Origin of the sequence: Rhodococcus sp. BP22 (genome assembly GCF_014281965.1) — a bacterium.
Classification (GTDB): domain Bacteria; phylum Actinomycetota; class Actinomycetes; order Mycobacteriales; family Mycobacteriaceae; genus Rhodococcoides.
The window spans coordinates 319,476-338,744 of sequence record NZ_JACFTB010000006.1 but is presented as its reverse complement, the minus strand read 5'-3'; the positions used below and the strand labels follow the sequence as shown (position 1 = coordinate 338,744).

General features: G+C 62.6%; 18 protein-coding genes. 10 read left to right on the top strand and 8 right to left on the bottom strand.

Annotation, left to right across the window (positions count from 1 at the left end; all coding sequences use genetic code 11):
* The first annotated feature begins 1 nt into the window (after position 1).
* Positions 2–823 (top strand): MaoC/PaaZ C-terminal domain-containing protein, encoded by an 822-nt coding sequence (locus tag H2510_RS15460; RefSeq protein WP_186629292.1) that lies wholly within the window; start codon positions 2–4, stop codon positions 821–823.
* Positions 824–833: 10 nt separating this feature from the next.
* Here the strand turns inward: H2510_RS15460 and H2510_RS15455 are convergent, their stop codons facing one another.
* A complete protein-coding gene (locus H2510_RS15455) occupies positions 834–1,607 on the bottom strand; it encodes an SDR family oxidoreductase (RefSeq protein ID WP_186629158.1) in 774 nt (257 codons plus the stop codon).
* Positions 1,608–1,732: 125 nt separating this feature from the next.
* On the opposite strand from H2510_RS15455, the gene H2510_RS15450 reads away from it, so the two are divergent.
* Both H2510_RS15450 and H2510_RS15445 read left to right on the top strand, forming a co-directional pair.
* On the top strand, positions 1,733–2,494 hold the full coding sequence (locus H2510_RS15450; RefSeq protein ID WP_186629157.1) for an SDR family NAD(P)-dependent oxidoreductase: 762 nt from the start codon (positions 1,733–1,735) through the stop codon (positions 2,492–2,494).
* Positions 2,495–2,599: 105 nt separating this feature from the next.
* Positions 2,600–3,661, top strand: coding sequence for a ferredoxin--NADP reductase (locus H2510_RS15445; RefSeq protein ID WP_186629156.1), 1,062 nt, complete (start codon positions 2,600–2,602; stop codon positions 3,659–3,661).
* Positions 3,662–3,743: 82 nt separating this feature from the next.
* Here the strand turns inward: H2510_RS15445 and H2510_RS15440 are convergent, their stop codons facing one another.
* A complete protein-coding gene (locus H2510_RS15440; RefSeq protein WP_186629155.1) occupies positions 3,744–5,291 on the bottom strand; it encodes a FadD3 family acyl-CoA ligase in 1,548 nt (515 codons plus the stop codon).
* A 191-nt stretch (positions 5,292–5,482) separates the two neighbouring features.
* Here H2510_RS15440 and H2510_RS15435 point away from each other — a divergent pair, with 191 nt between their 5' ends.
* Entirely contained in the window at positions 5,483–6,388 is a 906-nt protein-coding gene (locus H2510_RS15435; protein WP_222438810.1) for an SDR family oxidoreductase, read from the top strand.
* Between the two features lie 61 nt (positions 6,389–6,449).
* A complete protein-coding gene (locus tag H2510_RS15430; RefSeq protein ID WP_186629153.1) occupies positions 6,450–7,661 on the top strand; it encodes an acetyl-CoA C-acetyltransferase in 1,212 nt (403 codons plus the stop codon).
* A gap of 68 nt (positions 7,662–7,729) precedes the next feature.
* On the opposite strand, the gene H2510_RS15425 is transcribed toward H2510_RS15430, so the two are convergent.
* From H2510_RS15425 to H2510_RS15410, 4 genes are all read right to left on the bottom strand, one after another.
* On the bottom strand, positions 7,730–8,653 hold the full coding sequence (locus tag H2510_RS15425; RefSeq protein ID WP_186629291.1) for a VWA domain-containing protein: 924 nt from the start codon (positions 8,651–8,653) through the stop codon (positions 7,730–7,732).
* Positions 8,654–8,722: 69 nt separating this feature from the next.
* Entirely contained in the window at positions 8,723–9,682 is a 960-nt protein-coding gene (locus H2510_RS15420; protein ID WP_397517369.1) for an AAA family ATPase, read from the bottom strand.
* A gap of 9 nt (positions 9,683–9,691) precedes the next feature.
* Positions 9,692–10,513: a mycofactocin-coupled SDR family oxidoreductase gene (locus H2510_RS15415; RefSeq protein ID WP_186629289.1), complete on the bottom strand. Its 822-nt coding sequence runs from the start codon at positions 10,511–10,513 to the stop codon at positions 9,692–9,694.
* 156 nt (positions 10,514–10,669) lie between these two features.
* On the bottom strand, positions 10,670–11,743 hold the full coding sequence (locus H2510_RS15410; RefSeq protein WP_186629152.1) for an NAD(P)-binding domain-containing protein: 1,074 nt from the start codon (positions 11,741–11,743) through the stop codon (positions 10,670–10,672).
* A 61-nt stretch (positions 11,744–11,804) separates the two neighbouring features.
* On the opposite strand from H2510_RS15410, the gene H2510_RS15405 reads away from it, so the two are divergent.
* The 4 genes from H2510_RS15405 to H2510_RS15390 all read left to right on the top strand — a co-directional run bounded on the left by H2510_RS15405 (position 11,805) and on the right by H2510_RS15390 (position 15,445).
* Positions 11,805–12,536 carry an enoyl-CoA hydratase gene (locus tag H2510_RS15405; protein WP_186629151.1) on the top strand — a complete coding sequence of 244 codons (732 nt, stop codon included), beginning with the start codon at positions 11,805–11,807 and terminating at the stop codon, positions 12,534–12,536.
* A gap of 35 nt (positions 12,537–12,571) precedes the next feature.
* A complete protein-coding gene (locus H2510_RS15400; RefSeq protein WP_186629288.1) occupies positions 12,572–13,870 on the top strand; it encodes an ammonium transporter in 1,299 nt (432 codons plus the stop codon).
* Positions 13,871–14,070: 200 nt separating this feature from the next.
* Positions 14,071–14,739 (top strand): hypothetical protein, encoded by a 669-nt coding sequence (locus tag H2510_RS15395; protein WP_186629150.1) that lies wholly within the window; start codon positions 14,071–14,073, stop codon positions 14,737–14,739.
* 85 nt (positions 14,740–14,824) lie between these two features.
* Positions 14,825–15,445 carry an FHA domain-containing protein gene (locus H2510_RS15390; protein WP_397517368.1) on the top strand — a complete coding sequence of 207 codons (621 nt, stop codon included), beginning with the start codon at positions 14,825–14,827 and terminating at the stop codon, positions 15,443–15,445.
* On the opposite strand, the gene H2510_RS15385 is transcribed toward H2510_RS15390, so the two are convergent.
* Positions 15,428–16,369, bottom strand: a complete 942-nt coding sequence (locus tag H2510_RS15385; RefSeq protein WP_186629149.1) for an alpha/beta fold hydrolase — start codon at positions 16,367–16,369, stop codon at positions 15,428–15,430. The two genes, H2510_RS15390 and H2510_RS15385, sit on opposite strands and share 18 nt — an antisense overlap.
* A 229-nt stretch (positions 16,370–16,598) precedes the next feature.
* Here H2510_RS15385 and shbA point away from each other — a divergent pair, with 229 nt between their 5' ends.
* Positions 16,599–17,174 carry an RNA polymerase sigma factor ShbA gene (gene shbA / locus H2510_RS15380; protein WP_186629148.1) on the top strand — a complete coding sequence of 192 codons (576 nt, stop codon included), beginning with the start codon at positions 16,599–16,601 and terminating at the stop codon, positions 17,172–17,174.
* A 123-nt stretch (positions 17,175–17,297) separates the two neighbouring features.
* Here shbA and htpG read toward each other — a convergent pair whose 3' ends face one another.
* Entirely contained in the window at positions 17,298–19,235 is a 1,938-nt protein-coding gene (htpG, locus tag H2510_RS15375; protein WP_186629147.1) for a molecular chaperone HtpG, read from the bottom strand.
* Positions 19,236–19,269 lie beyond the last annotated feature (34 nt).

Here is a 19,269-nt window from a genome sequence, read left to right as displayed (position 1 = left end):
TATGACCGAGCAGACCCCCACGACCCCGGACCAGTGGAAAGGCGTGGATCTCGGCACCCGGACGGTGTCCTACGAAGAGAAGGACGCCATCCTCTACGCGCTCGCAGTGGGAGCAGAGGCCGGCGAGTTGGACCTGGTCTTCGAAAAGAACCTTCGTGTTCTGCCCACCTTCGCGTTGACCCTCGCGCAATGGGCGCCCGACGAGTTGGGCTCACGCGGGGGCTTCGACACCACCACCGCACTTCATGGCTCGCAAAGCATGGAGGTCATCGCCCCGCTGCCCACGAGTGGTTCGGTCACCATGCGGGCATCGGTGGGCGAGGTGTGGGACAAGGGCGCGGCGGCCGTATTCGAGGTAAAGGTCGAATCGCCGTTCTTCGTGGCAACGTGGGCAATTTTCGCGCCGGGATCGGGTGGCTTCGGTGGCGAGCGCGGACCGGCGAAAACGACCCGACCCGAGCAGAGTCCTTCCTCGACCGATGTGCTCCGCACCAGCTCGAATCAAGCTGCGCTGTACCGCCTCACCGGCGATCGTCACCATATCCACATCGATCCGGCTGCGGCCGAGGCCATCGGTCAGCCGCGACCGATCATGCATGGCCTCTGCACTCTGGCGGCGAGCACTCTTGCACTTGCCCGCAGGCTCGGTGTCCATCCGGCCGACCTCGCCAGCGTGAGCGGACGCTTCGCAGCCCCGCTGTTCCCAGGGGACTCACCGGACCTGCTCTCTTGGGACGAGTCCGACGGCACCGCCTTCGAGTTGGTCCGCGACGGGCAGCCGGTCATCGCCGGAGCCCGTGCGCGGTTCCACTCGGGAGAATGAGCGACCGAGGTCAGGGATGGGTTGCGAGGTAACGAGCGGGGTATTCGCCTCCTCCGTGCACCGCGAGGTCTGCACCGTTGACGTAGGACGCCCACTCGCTGGAGAGGAACAAGCACGCTCCGGCGATGTCCTCGGGAACGGCCATCCTGCCGATCGGAAGGGTCCGAACTACAGCCGCACCGCCATCGTCGCCGTACACCGCGGCGGCGCTGTCGGTGCGGATCAGACCCGTCGTGATGTGGTTGATCCGCACTTTCGGGGCCCACTCCAACGCAAGGGCCTTGGTGAGCACCAGGAGACCGGCTTTGGCGGCACTGTAAGCAGCGGTTCCGGGTTGCGGATCGTGTGCGGACACGCTGCCGATGTTGACGATCGAACCACCTTCGGGTTGCGTCTGCATCACTGCGTTGGCGGCCTGCGACACATTGAAAGGTGCGAGAAGATTCAATGCCACGATCTTCTCGACGAATCGTGGTGAGACGGTTGCAGCATCGGCGTCCGGTGAGCCGCCGGCGTTGTTCACCAGTACGTCGAGTCGGCCGTGGGCTGCGACTGCATCCTCGATCAATCCGGCGGCGTCGGCCGGGTCGCGGACGTCCGTTGCACGGAACTTCGCACTGCGTCCGTCGAAGCTCGGTAACGTCTCGGGAACTGTACGACCGCAGACCATTACGTCAGCACCGGCCGCCAAGAACGCGGTGGCGATTTCGAAGCCGATACCTTTGGTGCCGCCGGTGACGACGATGCTGCGATGGGAGAAGTCGAAAGCTCGAGGGGCAGTCACAATGAATCCTTCTTCGATGATGGTGGAATCGGTTGAATTACCGATTTTTCGATGAGAACGTATTCGGTTCCGGTCTGACGACAAACAGTAAAGAAAAATTCGATTCTAGATAATCAGGAGTGAAAATGGGAAAGCTCGACGGCAAGGTTGCACTCATCACGGGTGCGGGTCAAGGTATCGGTCAAGGTATCGCACTTGCCTTGGCGAAGGAAGGTGCCGCCATTGCGGTTGCCGGCCGTACCGAAAGCAAACTGCACGACACCTGCGCAATGCTGACCGAAATCGGAGTTCGTAGCGAAGCTGTCGTCTGCAACGTGAAAGATCGAGACGACATCACCGCCGCTGTGGAACAGACCGTGAGTGCCCTTGGTTCAGTGGACATCCTGGTGAACAATGCCAACGACTGCAAGCCCGGCCCGATTTTGTCGATAGTCGACGAAGAGTACGAAAGATCTTTCGCATCGGGGCCACTTGCAGCTTTGCGATTGATGCAACTGTGTCATCCACATATGAAGGCACGTGGGGGCGGCGTGATCATCAATATGGTGACCGCGGCTTCGGTGCGCTGGGACGCGAGCAACTACGGTGCATACGCTTCGATCAAGGAAGGAATGCGCGCGCTCACCCGGTCCGCTGCCTGTGAATGGGGCGAGGACCGAATCCGCGTTCTGGCCGTGGCCCCGCACGCGAAGACCCCGGCCCTCGAACGGTGGATGCAGAAGAATCCAGAGGAGGCAGCCGAGTTCGTCGAGAGTATTCCGCTCGGCCGGGTAGGCGACCCGGAAACCGATATCGGCCGTGCCGTGCTGTTCCTCGTCAGCGACGATGCCGGCTATCTCACCGGAGCGACGATTCCACTCGACGGCGGACAGTCGCGCTGGGGATGATTTCTCTTCAGGCTGAGTCTCGCACAGCGGGAACGCGTCGAACCTGCCCAGAGGCGCCAGTATAGTCAGCCTGGATATTTTTCGCATCGGAAAGGGCACAACGCGATGACATTGGTCGAGGCGCCGCACAGTACACGGTCGGTGGTGGTGACAGTTGCTGCCGTAATAGAGGAAACCACGGATGCGCGCTCGTTGGTCTTCGACGTACCCGCCGAGAGTCGGGAGCGACTGAAGTACAAGCCGGGTCAGTTTCTGACGCTACGGATTCCGAGTGAACGCGAAGGGTCGGTAGCACGTTGCTATTCGTTGGCGAGCTCGCCCTTCACCGACGAACTCCTCAAGGTGACCGTCAAACGCACCGACGGCGGATTCGGGTCGCACTGGCTGTGTGACAACGTCGCGGTCGGCGACAGCATCGAAGTGCTTCCCCCGGCAGGGGTGTTCACCGTGGTGGACCTCGACGAAGACGTCGCGCTCTTCGCAGCAGGCAGCGGCATCACTCCGGTGATGTCGATCCTGAAATCCCTTCTCGACCAGGGCACGGGCAAGGTTGCGTTGTTCTACGCCAATCGTGACGAGAACGCGGTCATCTTCGCCGCAGAGCTACGCGAGTTGGCCGCAAAATATGACGATCGACTGACCATCGTCCACTGGTTGGAGTCTGTGCAAGGTCGACCCACGATCGGTCAACTCGCAACCCTCTCGCAGCATTGGACGGACAGGCGCGCATACATCTGTGGGCCGAAGCCGTTCATGGATGCCATTCACGAGTCGCTGGCGAACGCCGGTGCGTCGCGAAGCAAGATCCACACGGAAATTTTCGTCTCACTGACCGGAGATCCTTTTGCACCGGTGGTCGAAGAACTGATCTCACTCGACGCTACCGACGGGCCTGCACCTGCGTCGGTAGAGGTCGAGATGGATGGTGAGTCTCACGAGATGATCTGGCCACGTAGCGCGACGCTCGTCGACGTGATGTTGTCCAAGAATCTCGACGTTCCGTATTCGTGCCGAGAGGGCGAATGCGGTTCGTGCGCCTGCCGTGTCCTCGACGGTGAAGTAGAGATGGCGAATTCGTCCATACTCGATCCTGCCGACATCGAAGAGGGATACATTCTCGCCTGCCAAGCACGCCCGGTGAGTGACAGGCTGAAAATCGAGTTCTGAGAATTTTCGGACCGAACGAAAAGGCCGGGAGGGTGGCAATTGCCACCCTCCCGGCCTTTTCGTTCATGCTCCTGCTATTCGGTCATGACTTCTTCTCGCGCAACTCGTTTTTCAGCACTTTGCCCGACGCGTTCCGAGGAAGAGCTTCGGTGAACTGCACCGACCGGGGTGCTTTGAAGCCGGCCAGCTTGTCCTTGCAAAACGAGACGATCGCCTCCTCGGACAGCTCGGTGCCTGGCCCCAGGACGACATAGGCGCGGCCGACCTCGCCCATCCGCTCGTCGGGTACACCGATCACGGCTGCCTCGTACACCCCGGGAAGTCGCAGCAACATTGCTTCGATCTCGGCAGGGTAGACGTTGAATCCGCCGCTGATGTACATGTCCTTGAGGCGGTCGGTGATGTCGAGATAACCGCGGTCGTCGAGTACTCCGACGTCGCCGGTGTGCAGCCATCCATCCGAGTCGATGGTCTTGGCCGTCGCCTCGGGATCGTCCAGATAGCCGAGCATCACGTTGGGACCGCGCAAGAGGATCTCGTCGTGTTCCCCGATCCGGATTTCGAAACCTGCGGTGGCGCGTCCGGACGAGGTGGACACGGTGACCGGGTCGTCGTCGATGCGACACATCGTTGCCACTACCGCTTCGGTCTGGCCGTAGGCGGTGAGGACGGCATCGAAGGACAGTTCGGTCTGCATCCGTTCGACCAGAGCCACTGGGACCGGGGCCGCGCCGGTAACGGCAATCCGGAGGTTGGACATGTCGTAGTCGCCACGTCGTGGATGATCGAGAATGCTCTGGTAGATCGTCGGCGCACCGGGGAGAACGCTGATCCGCTGCTCGGACACGATGGCCATCACGGCCTCCACGTCGAACACTGCCATCGGTACCACTGTGGCCCCGGCGAGTAGCGCGGCGACGAAACCTGCCTTGTATCCGAAGCTGTGAAAGAACGGATTGATGATCAGGTAGTTGTCTTCTGCGGTGAGTGCGGCGTTGTCGGTCCACGACTGCGCCACCGACATGAGTTGACGATGCGCGCTCAGCACGCCTTTGCTGCGACCGGTGGTGCCCGAGGTGAACAAGATGTCGGAGACGGACTCGGCGTCGACCGCTGCGCTGCGCACGTGGGTCTCTGCAAGGGACGCGGCGGTACCGATGTCGAAGAATTCGTCCCAGTCGGTGACACCGGTCTTCGGTTGATCTGTGCCGCTCAGTGGGATTCGCACGATGACGGGCACCTGCAACTCCGGTGCGGCCTCCTGCAGTCGATCGAGTCGATCGGTGCCGAGAAAGTCACCGACCACGACGAGTGCTGCGGCGTGCACCCGTTCGATGATGTCGGCGGCCTCGGTGCCGGTGTAGCGGGTGTTGATGGGAACGACGACGCCGCCTGCCCAATGGGTACCTAGCGCTGCCACGATCCAGTGGTAGGTGTTCGGCGACCAGATCGCTACGCGCGCATCTGCTTCGACCCCGGAGGCAATGAGCGAGGAAGCGAATGCTTCTACCTGCTCGTGCAGCTGGGCGAAGGTCAGGCTGAAAGCGCCGTCGATGATCGCGAGACGGTCGGGATGGTTCTCGGCGGCGCGAGTGAGCGCTGCCGGTGTCGTGCTCGGTCCTTCGATCATTCGGCTCCTAACCTAACGCTTGCTTGGCAGATTATCCTATCGACGAGGCTCAGCGTATTTCGTTGCCGAATGGCAGATTGAACAACCAAGCACTTGCTTGGTACGCTAACACGGCAATCATGAGAGCTGTCGGCAGCTCGACCGATCGACTTCCACGTCAGCAACGTCAAGGAGACATACACGTGAATGACATGCTCGAGGGACGCGTTGTAATCGTGACCGGAGCCGGCCGCGGTTTGGGGCGTGCACACGCTTTGGCTTTCGCGGCCGAAGGCGCCAAAGTTGTCGTCAACGATTTCGACCCAGGCAAAGATGGACGTCCGACGGGGGAGAGCCCGGCTGAGCAGGTCGTCGACACCATTCGGGCCGCAGGCGGCGAAGCGGTGGTCAACGGAGACGACATCGCTGACTGGGACGGTGCCGAGCGGCTCGTGAACACGGCACTCGATGGCTTCGGACGTCTCGACGTTCTTGTCAACAACGGTGGATTTCTGCGTGACCGCATGCTCGCGACGATGAGCGAAGAAGAGTGGGATGCGGTCATCCGAGTGCATCTCAAAGGACACTTCGCACCGATGCGTCATGCCAGCACCTATTGGCGCGCACAGGCGAAGGCAGGCAATGCCGTCGATGCGCGCATCATCAACACCAGTTCGGGTGCAGGCCTGCTGGGCAGCATCGGACAGGGAAACTACGCGGCGGCCAAAGCCGGAATCGCGACGCTCACCATCCAGGCCGCAGCCGAGTTCGCTCGGTACGGAATCACTGTCAACGCGATCGCACCCGCTGCGCGTACTCGCATGACCGTCGGTGCGGGAGGCGCGATGGCAGAGACCATGGCGGCGCCCGAGGAAGGCTTCGACGCGATGGCGCCGGAGAACGTCTCTCCCTTGGTCGTGTGGCTGGGCAGCGCAGCTTCCGCTCATGTCACCGGAAGGGTCTTCGAGGTCGAGGGCGGCAAAGTGTCTCTCGCCGACGGTTGGCGCCATGGGACCGTCATCGACAAGGGCGCCCGTTGGGATCCGCAGGAACTCGGACCGGTCGTCGACGAGCTGATCGGTGGCGCCGTACCGCCGACACCCGTGTACGGAGCCTGAACGCTCGCACTGCCTTTGCTCATCCATCGATTTCGACTCAATCCACTTTCAGGAGCCCCACGTGCCCGAAGCTGTCATCGTCTCTGCCGCCCGTTCACCGATCGGGCGCGCACGCAAGGGATCACTGCGGGATCTTCGCGCCGATGATCTCGCCGCCACCATCATTCATGCTGCACTGGACAAAATCCCGGCGTTCGATCCGCGGGAACTGACCGACATCATGATCGGTTGTGCACAGCCCGCAGGCGAGCAGGGCTACGGTCTCGCTCGCGTGATTTCCGTTCTTCTCGGTCTCGACACCGTGCCCGGTACCACGGTGCAGCGGTACTGCGCCTCCAGCCTTCAGACCACTCGGATGGCGTTCCATGCCATTCGCGCCGGCGAGGGCGACGCCTTCATTTCCGGTGGCGTGGAAATGGTCTCGCGTTTCGGACTGGGTAAGTCCGACGGAATGCCCGACACCAAGAACAGCAAGTTTGCTGCACCCGCAGAGCGCGCTGCAGCGCAGGCAGGCAGCACGTGGACGGATCCACGCGAGGAAGGGCTTGTCCCTGATGTCTACCTCGCAATGGGCGAGACCGCAGAAAACGTTGCAGGCCTTCGTTCCATCAGCCGTCGTGAGCAGGACGAGTACGCCGCGCTCAGTCAGGCACGCGCTCAGGAGTCCATCGCTTCCGGATTCTTCGATCGCGAAATCACCCCCGTCCAGACTCCGGACGGACAGACGGTCTCTCGCGACGACGGCCCCCGCGCCGGCGTCGATGTCGATTCGCTGTCGACGCTCAAGCCGGTCTTCCGACCGGATGGAACAGTCACAGCAGGCAACTGCTGCCCGGTCAACGACGGCGCAGCGGCACTGGTCATCATGTCCGAGCAGCGCGCCAAGGATCTCGGGATCGAGCCGCTCGCGCGCATCCTGTCGACCTCGGTTTCCGGAATATCTCCCGAAATCATGGGCTTGAGCCCGGTGGAAGCTACCCGTCGGGCCGTCGCTTCGGCAGGCTTGAACGTCAGCGATGTCGACCTGTTCGAGATCAACGAAGCCTTTGCCGCACAGGTCATTCCCAGCTACCGCGACTTGGGAGTCGACGTCGATCGGGTGAACGTGCACGGCGGTGCTATTGCACTCGGGCACCCGTTCGGTATGACCGGAGCCCGGATGACGGCGACGCTGCTCAACGCTCTCTCCTGGGGCGACAAGGAGATCGGCGTCGAGACCATGTGCGCGGCCGGTGGCCAGGGCATGGCGATGGTGGTTCAGCGCCTGAAGTGATTCACGGCCGGAGGGGTGTCCGCCAGTTCCATTGTCCCAGAGGGGACTTGGTGGCGGGCACCACACGGTCAAGGCTCGAACAGTGCGCTCAACGCGGGGCCGACGTCGCGGTAAGTGCGGATGACCCTGATGCGCCCGCGCCCGAGGCGAGCGAGATCGCGGCCGAGGTCGACATCGTTCTCACCCGAGGTGTCGAGCAGGATGTCCAGGCGCGGAATCCTCGCCGCGGTGGGGCGTGGATCGGGTCCGGCGTTGTGCACGCAGTCGGAGAGCAGAAGCACTCGCGAGTCCGGTGAGGACACTGTCCGTAGCAGCCCGGCCGCGGTGTCGAGCGCGAACTGGACGTTGGTCAGACCGCGGGCCGGAATCCGCAGGACGGTATCGAGGATTCCGAGGGGCGTCATCGGGTCGCCGAAACGCTTGAGAACGGCCGCGTCGGACCAGAATGCGACCACGGCAAGGTTGTCACGATTCAGTTCACCTGCGAGCGCGCCCACGGTCGCCGCGGCCGTCCGCACCCGTTCGCCCTTCATCGATCCGGAAATGTCGACGACGAGAACGACGGACCGCTTGGTGTGCAGGCGTTCTCGTACCACGATGTCCTCGTCCTCCGGCATCGGAGTGGCAGCGAGCACATCGAGCGTGCGGTCGAGGTCGATCTCATCGCTGCTGCCCCGGTATCGGAGCGAGGTCAGTTCGCCTACCCCGCGTCTGGCATGGGTGTCGCGACGGGGACGTCGAACAGCCAAGCGAGCAGCGATCTTTCGAGCGCGTGCTCGGGTCGCGGTGTCGAACGCCGATTCTTGCGTGGTGGCGTCTGCGAGTGCGATCACCTCGGCAGTCTCCTCCGTGAGCCCTGGCACCGACGGGTTGTTCTCCCCGGCAGCCTTTCCCGATCCGGGACGTCCGTCGGCAATCAGCACCGTTCCCGCCCCGCCGCCGGGACGGAACAGTGACGGCGACTCGGTGAGTTGTTTCGGCTTGCGCCGCAAAGGCTTCAATGCCCCGCCGGCGCCTCGGCTTCCGGGCCTACGGACCGGTGAGTCGGCAGTGACGGCTCTTCAACCAGGTGCCGCTGCGGCGGGGCGGAGCACGAAGTGGTCCTCCCAGATGGAACGCAGAATCATTTCTGGTGTCGAATCGGAAGTCTCGTCGACGTGGATGCGTCCGGACAGTGCGAGGAGGACCGCGTCGAGCATCACCTGCTGATAGCTCGCCGGTAGATCACGAGGGGGCTCGACGTCGGTGCTCGCGGGGAGTTCGACGGAGCGAAGCAATGCCAACTGCTGCGCGATCAGGGTCAGATCGATCGCGCCGCGCACACTGCTGCCCTGCGTGATGTCCTCGTGTTCGCGCGTGGCTCGGGTGATCGCCACCGAATCTGCAATCAAGCGCGGGGAGTCGGATTCGGTTCGTAGCCCTACGATTCCACGTTCCGCCTCGGCGTCCTGGTAACCGATGGCGAGTCTGCACAAGCGATCGTGCACGCTCGTCGACAATCGTGTGGTGCCGACGTTGTCGTAGGGATTCATCGATGCGATCAAACGGAATGTCGGGAGAGCATGGACGGTGCCGACACGCGGGATGGCGATGCGTCGCTCTGCCATTGCGGTGAGCAACGTGTTCAAGGTGTCTTCCGGTGCGCGGTTGAACTCCTCGATGTACAGAAATCCACCGGTGCGCATGGCCTCGACAAGCGGCCCAGGCACGAAGTTGTCCTCGCTGTAATCCTCGCGAAGAACTCGGGCAGGGTTGTGGTGGCCCACGATTCGGGCGGGGGTCAGGTCCGCGTTGCCCTCGACGAACAGTAGCGGGATGTTCCACTCGGCGGTGATGGCGCCGAGCAGAGTGCTCTTGCTGGTGCCGGGCGGACCCTCGATGAGGAGGTCCCGCCCGGCTGCAACCGCAGCCAACAGCAGATCGAGTTCGTGCTCTCGCCCGACGAGGCGCGCCGCGATCCGGCGACGAACCTCGACGATCGACAACGGAGCGAGCTGCTTTTTGCCATCGAGCTGGGTCACGAGTTCTCGCTACTTCGCCAGGAATCCGGCATCGATGGGCAGCGTGACGCCTGTGACATAGCGGGCCTCGTCCGAGACGAGCCAGGCGATGGCGTTGCTGATATCGATGGAGTCGACGATCGGGACGGGCAGGAGATTGCCCGCCAGCGCGATGGCTTCCGGGTTGGCGACAAGATAATTCTGCATGGCTTCGTTGATCACCATCGGGGTGTTCACACCTGTCGGATGCACGCTGTTGACTCGAATGGAGTACTTCGCAAGCCAATTGGTGAACGTACGCATCAGCCCGACGAGGGCGTGCTTGCTGGCCGCGTAGCCGTCGGCCGCACCCGAGCCGTTTCCGCCTGCACCGGAGAGACCTTGTGTGGAACTGGTCAGGACGATGGATCCGCCCTGGCCCTTCTCGATCATGGAAGGTACACCCACGTGGACGGTGTTCCACGCGCCGAACAGGTTGACCTCGATGACGTCGCGGAAGGTCTTGACGTGATCGGGGTCGACGGCACCCATGGGTGCGACACCGGCATTGGCGAGAATGATGTCGATCGGACCCAATTCGGCGACCGCGGCGTCGACGATGGACTTCAGCGCGTCGTAATCGCGGACGTCGGCTTCCTTGGCGATGATCCGCCGGTCGAGTGCCTCGACTTCCTTGACTGTCTGCGCGAGATCTTCCGGTGTTGCCAGGGGGTAGGGGACCGTATCGATCTGTGCGCAGATGTCGACGGCGATGATGTCGGCACCTTCTTGTGCGAGCTTGATGGCGTGGCTACGGCCTTGGCCGCGTGCCGCACCGGTGATGAAGGCTACTTTCCCGTCGAGCTTTCCCATGATCGAGCTTCCTTGTTGTCCGTCGATGAAATCAGTTCGAGCGCAGAACGCTTCGCCGAAGTGGACGAGGGCGTTGTGCGGCGCGATGTCCGTGTAGGACACCCGCTCGAAGGTATATGACACTGAGTGCAGGAGTGGGCGGATTGCTCGAAATTTCTAACTGCTGTTCAGTGTGTCTAGTAATTCGGTTACCGCGGCCCGCCCGGCCCGATTGGCGCCGATGGTGCTCGCCGACGGCCCGTACCCGAGCAGGTGCACGCGGTGGTTCGTCGCGACGCGGGTCGCAAGACGGCCGTCCATGACGATTCCGCCGCCGGGCCCACGTAGTCGTAGCGGCGCCAAGTGGTCGAGTGCGCTGCGAAATCCGGTCGCCCACAGGATCACATCGGCATTCACGCTCGTGCCGTCCTCCCACCGAACCCCGTGCGAGGTGATGTGGGAGAACATCGGTAGGCGGGTCAAGGCGCCCCGATCCCGCGCTGCTTTCAGACGATCGGTGAGCAGCAATCCGGTGACGGACACGACCGAGCCGGGCGGCAGTCCTCGTCGAACTCGATCCTCGACCATCGCGACAGCGGCCCGTCCAGCCTCGGGTCCGAAGTTCGCCTCGCGAAATTCCGGTTCGCGGCGCGTGACCCACGTCGTGCGGGTGACCTGAGAAATCTCGTCGAGCAGCTGGACGGCCGAGATGCCACCACCGACGACGATCACGTGTTCGCCGGCGAATTCGTCTGCCGTTCGATAGTCCTTCGTATGCAGTTGCCGGCCGGCGAACAACTCGGCACCCCGATAGTGCGGGATGAACGGTTTCTCCCACGTACCGGTGGCATTGATCAATCCTCGTGCCGACAGAACTGTCTCACCGGCTTCGATGCGGAAGCGTGGTTCGCGGTCGCAGACGACGTTCACCGTGACCGGCCGTCGCACCCGGAGGTCGAACTTGTCCTCGTAGGCGCGGTAGTAGCGGGGTACTGCCTCGGCAGCGACGACGGACTCGGGGGCCTCACCGGTCAACGTGTCCGCGAACTCCATTCCTGGCAGATCGTGGACCCTGTTGACGGTGCTCAGCGTCAGTGACGGCCAGCGGTACTGCCATGCTCCACCCGGTGCCGGAGACCGGTCGAGCATCACGAAGTCTTCTTCGGCCTGCAGCCCTGCCCGATGTAGGTGGTATCCGGCAGACAGCCCGGCCTGTCCCGCGCCGATCACCGCAATATCCGTTTCGATCACATCGACCAGTAGATCAGCCCGCGCAGCACCACTGTCGCTACCGCTGGGTAACGTCTAGGTCATGATCGGACAGACTCGTGACGGCGACGTCGTCACACTCGAACTTCAGCGACCGGAACGCCGTAACGCGCTAAATTCTGCACTGTGTGTGGCCCTGCGCGAGGGAATCGAGGACGCCGTCGCCGGCGACGCCAGGGTAATCGTCATCACGGGTCAGGGCTCGAGCTTCTGTGCAGGCGCAGATCTCAGTGGTGACGCGTTCGCGAGCGACTTCCCCGAAACCCTGAACACGCTTCTGCAGACAGTCCAGAGTGTCCCGATCCCGGTCATCGCCGCAGTCAACGGTCCAGCTGTCGGTGCCGGCACCCAGCTCGCCATCGCAAGCGATCTTCGGGTCGTCGCAGACGGGGGCTACTTCGAGATCCCCTCGACCCGTCTGGGTATCGCGGTGAACAACTGGACCATCAAGCGGCTCTCCTCGCTCGCAGGCGGCTCGGTCGCGCGCACGATTCTTCTCGGTGGCGAACGTCTGCACGCAGAACAGGCATATCACAGCGGACTCGCGAACAAGCGCGGCGGAGCGGACGTCGCGCAGCAGTGGGCGCAGTCGATCACCGAGCTCGCGCCGCTGGCATTGCGGCACCTCAAGCTCGTCTTCAACGACGACGGTGCGCACGACGAGCCGAAGCCCGAGCAGTGGGAAGCGTTCGGCGCTGCCTGGAAGAGCGAGGACATGCAAGAAGCCCGGCGTGCACGAAACGAGAAGCGCCCGCCGAAGTTCCTCGGTAGGTGATCATCGGGGCGCCCGACACGGGCGATACCGCATGGATGCTGGCGTGCACTGCTCTCGTTCTATTGATGACGCCCGGTCTTGCGTTCTTCTACGGCGGGATGGTTCGCGCGAAGAGCGTTCTGAACATGATGATGATGAGCCTGTCCGCCATCGCTGTCGTCTGGGTGCTCTGGTTGGCCTTTGGATACTCGATGGTGTTCGGCGAGAATGTGATCGATGGCTGGATCGGTAATCCGCTGACCTTCGCCGGTTTCGACGGCTTGCTCGGTGGGGTCTACACCTCGGCAGCAGGTTCGATATCGATCCCGTTGGTCGGCACGATTCCTGCGCTCGTATTCGCGGCGTTTCAAGCCGGGTTCGCGATGGTTACCGTGGCGCTGATCTCCGGGGCTGTCGCGGACCGTATGCGCTTCATTCCGTGGGTCCTGTTCGCCGCCCTCTGGGCTACCTTCGTGTACTTCCCGGTCGCGCACTGGGTGTTCTCCATCGACGGCCTCGTCTCCCGGACGGGTGGGTGGATATCGAACAGGCTGGGTGCAATCGACTTTGCCGGAGGCACCGCCGTCGAAATCAACGCGGGCATGGCAGGGCTGGTTCTCGCCCTCGTGGTGGGAAATCGTCGCGGATGGCCGCGAGAGGCCATGCGGCCACACAATCTCCCCGCCGTCATGCTCGGTGCGGGCCTGTTGTGGTTCGGGTGGTTCGGATTCAATGCCGGGTCGGCATTCGCCGCCGACGGTGTGGCTGCGGTAGCACTCGTCAATACTCTCGGCGCAGGTGCGATGTCGATGGCAGCGTGGCTGGTGGTGGAAAAGATTCGTGACGGACGGGCTACATCGTTCGGCGCCGCCTCCGGCGCTGTCGCGGGGCTGGTTGCCATCACTCCCTCGTGTACTGCGGTGTCCCCAATCGGTGCGGCGGGCATCGGCATCGTCGCCGGTGCGCTCTGTGCGATGGCGATCGGACTCAAATACAGGTTCGGCTACGACGATTCTCTCGACGTCGTCGGCGTTCACTTGGTCGGCGGGATCGTCGGAACGCTGATGATCGGTCTGCTCGCCAGTTCCGAGATGCCCGCGGGCGTGGACGGATTGCTCTACGGCGGCGGGTTCCACCAACTGTGGGTGCAGTTCGTCGCAGTGATCGCAGTCATGTCCTACACCGGCACTGTCACCGCCTTCATCGCCCTCGGACTACGCAGGTTCATGGGTGTCCGTGCCGATGCGCAGCACGAGGCCGACGGTCTCGACGAGCATGAACATGCGGAGTCGGCATACGACTTCGCTATCGGCCACGGCGGATCCAATGGGCCGGGTTTGTTCGGCAAGAAGTAAACGACACCATCCAGTCCCTCACGTCGGGGTTGCGCCACCAGATCCTTTCTGTCTTATTAGCGTAAAAGTGAAGAGTTGTTCATTTTCTGGCACAAATCAGTACATCCTCGGGCCGCGTTCCGGTCCCCATACGTCCCGTAGCTTTTGCGCCGAGCCCAGAGTTCCTGGGCACGAAGCCAGAGCATCGGAAGACGAGGGACATGAAGCTCACACGATTCGCGGCAACATCTGCGTTGGTCATTGCAGCGATGACGACCGCCATGGGAACGTCCTACGCAGATCCGGCGCCCGCCCCGGCTCCCGTGGGTTGGAACGTCAGCCAGAGCGGCGATCAGGTAATCGTCGATACCTCGGCAGGAAGCCTCAGTAACGAGAACAACCACCTCGTTGTTCGTGACGCCAGTGGCGCGCTGGTCGATTCGGTGCCGCTAGCCCTTGCATTCGACGGCTTCTCCCATCCCGTCGCCGCCGAAATCGACGGCAACCATGCCGTTCTGACGGCCGACGTCTCACCGGTTTCCGCGACGCCGGTCTCCACGCAGCTTCCCGGTCTGCAGCAGGTGGATCTGCCTGCTGCCGTCTCCGGGGTCAAGGACAACCTGAGTTTGACCGCCTCGGTCGGCGGATTCCTCGGTGCTGCAACAGGTATCGTCGGCGGCTGCCTCCTCGGTGCGCTTGCTGCCGGAACAGTCTCTGCCCCGGCACTCCTGCTGTTCGGGTTCGCACCTTTGGCCGGCTGTGTCGGCGGCGCGCTGCTTCTCGGATCGACCGCGTCTCTCGCTGGAACCGCTATCGGTGGCCTCGGCGCGCTCGCGGCGAACGCAGGCCCGTTCATCACCCTCCTCAACGCTCCGCCCGCCAAGAAATAGACTTCTTTCCTGAACGGCCCGCTCCCGAATACTGGGGGCGGGCCGTTCGGCGTGCGTATGCTTTTCACGTGAACCGGGAGGTGTGGTGAGCACCGAAGAGAATTCGCGCCTGCAGTACGAAGGGTCCGACGGCGTGCGACACGAGGTGATCCTCTCGCCCGAGCGCGTCCGACTCACTGTCGGACGCTCCCCGCAGGCCGACATTGCGTTCGAAACCGATCACGAGGTCTCACGGCTTCACGCGGCCATCGAGTGGATGGGAACGCACTGGACTCTCGTCGACGACGGATTGTCCAGAAACGGTACCTACCTGAACGGGGACCGGCTCACCGGTAGGCGGAGTTTGCGGCAGGGGGACACGATCCGCGTCGGTGGATCGACTCTGACCTTCCACGACTACTCCGGGCTCCGCGACGAGGCCACTCGCATCGCCGCGGAACTGCCGAAGGCCAGGACACTGACCGACACTCAACGCGCCGTACTCGTCGCGTTGTGCAGGCCCTACAAACACAACGCTACGTTTGCGAACCCGTCGTCGAATCAGCAGATAGCAGCGGAGGTCTTCTTGAGCATCGATGCCGTCAAGACTCATCTGCGGGTCTTGTTCGCCAAGTTCGGGGTCGAGGACTTACCGCAGAATCAGAAGCGGGTCAGGCTCGCCGAACGTGCCCTGCAGAGCGGTGCCATCTCACAACGCGACCTGTAGCGCGGCACGAGCACTCGTGGTTGCGGCGGTCTCCGCTGCCATGACGAGAGTACGGATCGCGTCGGCTACTTCTGCTGCACGTTCGAGGATCACCATGTGCCCGGCGTTCTCGATGCTCACCATTCGGGCGGCGGGCAGTAGGGCTGCGATGGCATGCGAATGGCGGATGGGCGTCATCAAGTCCTCGGACCCACACAGAACGAAGGTCGGTACGACGGCCAGGGCGGCGAGGCTCTCCCTCTCGTCGAAGTCGTGCAGTGAACCGAGGAATCCTGCCATCGTGACGACGGAGGTGTCGTTGAGCATCGCTGTTGCCAGCGCGACGACCCGTGGTCTGACGCGGCGGGATCCGCATCCGGCAGCCCGGACGATGGGGGCGCACACCCCCCGGCTCAAGCGCTTGGTGATCCCCATGATCGACGGGGCGCGTCGAACCGCGGACTGGAACATCGTGACCAGCGGATGTGCCAGGCAGACGCCGAGGCCCTCCTCTGCCAACCCCGAGGATGCGGTGGCGACCAATCCGACGCCTACCAGGCGATCGCCTACTTCACCGAGGTGCTGACGGGCATAGGACATCGTGGTCATTCCGCCCATCGAGTGACCGACGATCACGTATCTGCCGGTCGGGACCACTGCTCGTACTACTGCGCCGAGGTCGCGGCCGAGATTGTCAATCGTGTACGACTCGGCGTCGGCGGATCCGGACGCACCATGACCGCGGTGGTCGTAGAAGACCATCCGAACGTCTGCTCCCCACGACTGCTCGAGTTCGTCTCGGACGTCGAACCAGGATTCCATCCGTAGGCAGTGACCGTGCACGAACACCACGGTCAGGCCGGCATCGAGGCGTCCGCTCTCGTGAACGGCCAGCGTGGTGCCGTCGTCTGTGACGACTGTGCTGCGCCTGCGCTGCTCGTTCATGAGGGACTCCGATGTCTTCGATGGTCTCTAAGGGTGATTCGCGGGAACCCCCACGTGTGTTACCTACGTCACTGTGCCGCAGCGCTCGAGGCTTCGGAACGCACCTGAGAGGGGGTAGGTCCGCACCCCAGGGGTCACGATTTCCACCCTCGGGTGGGTATCGACCAAACCATCGACCGCACAGGATCGAAGTACATACAGGCGCAGGGTGAGCAGGGAGGACGGGGCGATGACCGATGTCGACGTCGCAGAGTTGCTCGAGGCGCAGGTGGCGCTGGCGGTAGCGGGAGACCGCACAGCGCTCGGCAGGGTGCTCGAACTGGTACAGCCGCGCCTGAAGAGGTACTGCGCTGCACGCTTGGGCAATCTGGATGTCTCGGCCGACGACGTCGTGCAGGACGTATGCCTCGCTCTGGTGACCGCCGTTCCCAAGTACCGCGACATGGGGCGGCCCTTCATGGCGTTCGTGTTCGGTATCGCGTCACACAAACTGGCCGACGCGGGTCGACGAGCAACGGTTCGACGGGCCTACTCGCTCGAAGCGATAACCGATGAATTGGTGTCCGAAGAAACGCCCGAGGACCGCGTTCTGGAAACCGAATTGCAGAGTCACGCGCAAGCGTTGATGGATACCCTGTCGCCGCAGCATCGAAAAATCATTCTGATGCGCGTCGTGTGGGGAATGACGGCCCCGGAGACAGGACGCGCCCTGAATATGACCGCCGGGGCGGTTCGGGTAGCGCAGCACCGAGCGCTGAACAATCTGCGGTCGGAGTTGACCAACTTTTCTCTACTGTGTGCGTGAAACGTGTATCGCCGGGATGAGTGAACACCGTTTTTATCGAGTGAACCCCCAAGCTCTTTCGAGAACAAGGGGGTTCACTCGAGAAAAAAGGGTGCGCGGTCAGAGGCGCACGCCCCGAGTCGACTAGACCGTCCGCGTCAACCGATCGGCAAGCAACCGGGAGAACTTGGCGGGATCAGCGAGTTCGGTGCCCTCGGCGAGCAGTGCGGTCGCGTACAGCAACTCGGCTGTCTCTGCAAGGGTCGGGTCCTCGCTGCGATCTTCACGCGCCTTCTTCAGACCCGTCACCAGATCGTGAGTCGGGTTGAGTTCGAGGATGCGCTTGGACGGCGGAACGAACTGTCCCGACGCCTTGTACATCTTCTCGAGTTGCGGCGAGAAGCTGAACTCGTCGCCGACGACACAGGCAGGTGAAGTGGTCAGACGTGAAGAGAGACGAACCTCTTTCACCTCGTCACCGAGAGTCTCTGTCATCCACGTCAGCAGGTCGGCGAAGTCCTTGTCCTGCTCTTCGCGCTTGGCCTCGGCCTCCTTTTTCTCCTCCTCGGTGTCCAGGTCGACCTCGCCCTTGGAGATCGACTGGAACTCCTTGCCGTCGAAGTCCGGGACGTTTCCGACCCACACTTCGTCGACCGAGTCGGTCAGCAACAACACTTCGAGGCCGCGCGCTTTGAAGGCCTCCATGTGCGGGGAGCTTTCGATCTGCGAACGGGACTCGCCCGTCATGTAGTAGATCTGCTCCTGGCCGTCCTTCATGCGATCGACGTACTCGGCCAGCGTCGTGACGCCGTCCTCGGAGTTCGTGGAAGCGAAAGATGAAATGCCCAAGAGGGTTTCGCGATTATCGTTGTCCGAGATCAGGCCTTCCTTGATCGCGCGACCGAACTGCGACCAGAAGGTCTTGTACTTCTCGGGCTGCTCGGCCTGCATTTCCTTGATCGTCGCGAGCACCTTACGGGTGAGGCGACGACGGATCGCGCGAATCTGCCTGTCCTGCTGCAGAATTTCCCGGGAGACGTTGAGCGAGAGATCGGCTGCGTCGACGACACCGCGAACGAAACGCAGGTACTCGGGCATCAACTCTTCGCAGTCGTCCATGATGAAGACGCGCTTGACGTACAGGTGTACGCCGGTCTTGCCCTCGCGCATGAACAAGTCGAACGGTGCCTGCGACGGAATGAACAGCAGCGCTTGGTATTCGAAGGTGCCCTCGGCCTTGAACGGGATGACCTCGAGTGGCTCGTCCCAGGCGTGGCTCACATGCTTGTAGAACTCCTTGTACTCCTCTTCGGACACTTCGTCCTTGGAGCGGGTCCACAGTGCCTTCTGGGAGTTGACGGTTTCCGTCTCGATCGTGACGGTCTCTTCGCCACCCTCGCCGTTCTCGTCTTTCGGACTCGTGACCCGCTTCTCCACATCGATGCGGATGGGCCAGGCGATGAAGTCGGAGTACTTCTTGACGAGTTCCTTGACCTTGCGCTCGTCTGCGTAGTCGTGGAGATGGTCCTCTTCGTCCGCAGGCTTGAGGTGCAGAGTCACCGAGCTGCCCTGAGGTGCGTCCTCGACGTCACTGATCTCGTAGGTGCCCTCGCCGGTGGACTCCCACTTGGTTGCCGTGGTCTCGCCTGCCCGACGCGTCAGCAGTGTCACCTTCTCGGCGACCATGAACGTGGAGTAGAAGCCGATTCCGAACTGCCCGATCAGCTCCTCGGACGCTGCTGCATCCTTGGCTTCCTTGAGCTTTTTGCGTACTTCTGCGGTGCCCGACTTGGCAAGCGTGCCGATGAGGTCGATGACCTCAGCGCGGGACATGCCGATGCCGTTGTCGCGGATGGTGAGTGTGCGTTCTTGTTTGTCGATGTCGAGTTCGATGTGTAGATCGGAGACATCGACGTCTAGATCTTTGTTCTGATACGACTCGAGGCGCAGCTTGTCGAGCGCATCGGAGGAGTTGGAAATCAGCTCGCGTAGAAAGCTGTCCTTGTTGGAGTAGATGGAGTGAACCATCAAGTCGAGGAGCTGTCGCGTCTCCGCCTGAAATTCCCGCTGTTCCGTGGTCATGGGTAAGTGAGATCTCCTTCTAGGGCAAACGGTC

What these genes read in the sequence shown, in the direction of transcription:
- H2510_RS15460 (WP_186629292.1), top strand. Translation starts at nt 2, where the DNA reads ATGACCGAGCAGACCCCCACGACCCCGGACCAGTGGAAAGGCGTGGAT.
- H2510_RS15450 (WP_186629157.1), top strand. Translation starts at nt 1,733, where the DNA reads ATGGGAAAGCTCGACGGCAAGGTTGCACTCATCACGGGTGCGGGTCAA.
- H2510_RS15445 (WP_186629156.1), top strand. Translation starts at nt 2,600, where the DNA reads ATGACATTGGTCGAGGCGCCGCACAGTACACGGTCGGTGGTGGTGACA.
- H2510_RS15440 (WP_186629155.1), bottom strand. Translation starts at nt 5,291, where the DNA reads ATGATCGAAGGACCGAGCACGACACCGGCAGCGCTCACTCGCGCCGCC.
- H2510_RS15435 (WP_222438810.1), top strand. Translation starts at nt 5,483, where the DNA reads ATGCTCGAGGGACGCGTTGTAATCGTGACCGGAGCCGGCCGCGGTTTG.
- H2510_RS15415 (WP_186629289.1), bottom strand. Translation starts at nt 10,513, where the DNA reads ATGGGAAAGCTCGACGGGAAAGTAGCCTTCATCACCGGTGCGGCACGC.
- H2510_RS15405 (WP_186629151.1), top strand. Translation starts at nt 11,805, where the DNA reads ATGATCGGACAGACTCGTGACGGCGACGTCGTCACACTCGAACTTCAG.
- H2510_RS15400 (WP_186629288.1), top strand. Translation starts at nt 12,572, where the DNA reads ATGCTGGCGTGCACTGCTCTCGTTCTATTGATGACGCCCGGTCTTGCG.
- H2510_RS15395 (WP_186629150.1), top strand. Translation starts at nt 14,071, where the DNA reads ATGAAGCTCACACGATTCGCGGCAACATCTGCGTTGGTCATTGCAGCG.
- H2510_RS15385 (WP_186629149.1), bottom strand. Translation starts at nt 16,369, where the DNA reads ATGAACGAGCAGCGCAGGCGCAGCACAGTCGTCACAGACGACGGCACC.
- shbA (WP_186629148.1), top strand. Translation starts at nt 16,599, where the DNA reads ATGACCGATGTCGACGTCGCAGAGTTGCTCGAGGCGCAGGTGGCGCTG.
- htpG (WP_186629147.1), bottom strand. Translation starts at nt 19,235, where the DNA reads ATGACCACGGAACAGCGGGAATTTCAGGCGGAGACGCGACAGCTCCTC.